The 3,193-nt window shown below is 50.5% G+C and carries 2 rRNA genes; both read right to left on the bottom strand.

Features of this window, described 5'->3' with window-relative positions:
- A 5S ribosomal RNA gene (gene rrf / locus JG29_RS07900) occupies window positions 1–117 on the bottom strand.
- Window positions 118–181: 64 nt separating this feature from the next.
- Window positions 182–3,092 (bottom strand): 23S ribosomal RNA (locus JG29_RS07895).
- Between the last annotated feature and the right edge of the window lie 101 nt (window positions 3,093–3,193).

The raw sequence follows: 3,193 nt of genomic DNA, 5'->3' as shown, positions 1-3,193 counted from the left end.
GCGTGGCAGCGTCCTAGCCTCGCAGGTAGTTTCCCACCAACTACTCTCGGCGCTGAAAAGCTTAACTTCTGTGTTCGGCATGTCTACAGGTGTATCCTTCTCGCTGTCGCCACCACACTCTTGCCTCTGAAAGAACCTTCGTCCTCTCAAAACTGAATATTAAAAGCTCCCTTCACTACGCTCGGTTAAGCCCTCGACCGATTAGTATTGCTCCGCTCCAATTATCACTAACCTTCCACGCGCAACCTATCTACCTCATCTTCTCTGAGGGGTCTTACTTCTTACGAATGGGAAATCTCATCTGGAGGTGGGTTTCACACTTAGATGCTTTCAGCGTTTATCCCTTCCATACTTAGCTACCCAGCTTTGCCCTTGGCAGAACAACTGGTACACCAGCGGTATGTCCATCCCGGTCCTCTCGTACTAAGGACAGATCCTCGCAAATTTCCTCCGCCCGCGACGGATAGGGACCGAACTGTCTCACGACGTTCTGAACCCAGCTCGCGTACCGCTTTAATGGGCGAACAGCCCAACCCTTGGGACCGACTACAGCCCCAGGATGCGATGAGCCGACATCGAGGTGCCAAACCTCCCCGTCGATGTGAACTCTTGGGGGAGATAAGCCTGTTATCCCCAGGGTAGCTTTTATCCGTTGAGCGATGGCCCTTCCATGCGGTGCCACCGGATCATTAAGCCCGACTTTCGTCCCTGCTCGACTTGTCTGTCTCGCAGTCAAGCTCCCTTCTGCCTTTACACTCTACGAATGATTTCCAACCATTCTGAGGGAACCTTTGGGCGCCTCCGTTACTGTTTAGGAGGCGACCGCCCCAGTCAAACTGCCCACCTGACACTGTCTCCCGCCATGCTTCAATGGCGCGGGTTAGAACCTTCATCTAACAAGGGTAGTATCCCACCAGCGCCTCCTTCGATACTAGCGTACCGAGCTCTTAGGCTCCTACCTATCCTGTACATGTTACACAAAAATTCAATATCAAGCTACAGTAAAGCTCCATGGGGTCTTTCCGTCCTGTCGCGGGTAACCCGCATCTTCACGGGTATTATAATTTCACCGAGTCTATCGTTGAGACAGTGCCCAAATCATTACGCCTTTCGTGCAGGTCGGAACTTACCCGACAAGGAATTTCGCTACCTTAGGACCGTTATAGTTACGGCCGCCGTTTACTGGGGCTTCAATTCAAACCTTCGCTTACGCTAAGCTCTCCTCTTAACCTTCCAGCACCGGGCAGGCGTCAGCCCCTATACGTCATCTTTCGATTTGGCAGAGACCTGTGTTTTTGATAAACAGTTGTTTGGGCCTTTTCACTGCGACTGGCTCTCACACCAGCACCCCTTCTCCCGAAGTTACGGGGCCATTTTGCCGAGTTCCTTAACGATAGTTCTCTCGCTCACCTGAGAATTCTCTTCTTGACTACCTGTGTCGGTTTGCGGTACGGGTAACCAATACCTCACTAGAAGCTTTTCTTGGCAGTGTGACGCTCGTGCTTCGCTACTTATATTTCGCTCCCCATCACAGCTCATCCTTAGCTATAAGCATTTGACTCATAACCAGACTTACTGCTTGGACATGCTTTTCCAGCTGCATGCTCACGTTAATCTCCTGCGTCCCTCCTTCGTTCAAACGGCATTGATCAGTACAGGAATCTCAACCTGTTTTCCATCGGCTACGCCTTTCGGCCTCGTCTTAGGTCCCGACTTACCCTGGGCGGACGAGCCTTCCCCAGGAATCCTTAGTCTTTCGGTGGACCAGATTCTCACTGGTCTTTCGCTACTCATACCGGCATTCTCACTTCTAAGCGCTCCACCAGTCCTCACGATCTGGCTTCTTCGCCCTTACAACGCTCTCCTATCGCATATCTTTCGATACACCCACAGTTTCGGTACCATACTTAGCCCCGGTACATTTTCGGCGCAGAGTCACTCGACTAGTGAGCTATTACGCACTCTTTCAATGCATTGCTGCTTCTAAGCCAACATCCTAGTTGTCTAAGCAACTCCACTTCCTTTTCCACTTAGTATGGATTTTGGGACCTTAACTGGTGATCTGGGCTGTTCCCCTTTCGACTACGGATCTTATCACTCATAGTCTGACTCCCGGGTATAGATACATGGCATTCGGAGTTTATCTGAATTCAGTAACCCCTGACGGGCCCCTAGTCCAAACAGTGCTCTACCTCCATTATCCTTGCCCCGAGGCTAGCCCTAAAGCTATTTCGGAGAGAACCAGCTATCTCCAAGTTCGTTTGGAATTTCACCGCTACCCACACCTCATCCCCGCAATTTTCAACTTACGTGGGTTCGGTCCTCCAGTGCGTTTTACCGCACCTTCAACCTGGACATGGGTAGGTCACTTGGTTTCGGGTCTACGTCAATCTACTTAATCGCCCTCTTCAGACTCGCTTTCGCTACGGCTCCATCTTCTCAACTTAACCTCGCAAATTAACGTAACTCGCCGGTTCATTCTACAAAAGGCACGCCATTACTCGTTAACGAGCTTTGACTACTTGTAGGCACACGGTTTCAGGATCTCTTTCACTCCCCTCCCGGGGTGCTTTTCACCTTTCCCTCACGGTACTAGTTCACTATCGGTCACTAGGGAGTATTTAGCCTTGGGAGATGGTCCTCCCGGATTCCGACGGGGTTCCACGTGCCCCGCCGTACTCAGGATCCTGGTTGAGTGCCGGCGATTTCGTCTACAAGACTATCACTTTCTCTGGTGCAGCTTCCCAACTGCTTCAACTATCTTCGGCCTTTTTTCTCTTCTACCAGTCCTACTACCCCAACAAGCATGCTCGTTGGTTTGGGCTCTTTCCTGTTCGCTCGCCGCTACTAAGAAAATCGATTTTTCTTTCTCTTCCTGTGGCTACTGAGATGTTTCAGTTCACCACGTCTTCCTCAACAGGACTACTTAGTTCATCCTCTTGTGACTGAGCTTGACCTCAGCCGGGTTGCCCCATTCGGAGATCTCCGGTTCTTCGCTTACTTACAGCTCCCCGAAGCATTTCGGTGTTCGTTCCGTCCTTCATCGGCTCCTAGTGCCTAGGCATCCACCGTGCGCCCTTATTATCTTAACCTATTTCTTTTCTCTTGAATCTCTCGATTCGCGCAGTTTCTCGGTGATATACTTTCTATATCTTTGCTTTTAATATTCAGTTTTCAAAGTCCGAATTTTCTT

Source organism: Bombilactobacillus mellis, assembly GCF_000967245.1.
GTDB lineage: Bacteria > Bacillota > Bacilli > Lactobacillales > Lactobacillaceae > Bombilactobacillus > Bombilactobacillus mellis.
Note: the sequence above shows the minus strand (reverse complement) of the source record. Positions and strands in the feature narration are given on the sequence as shown.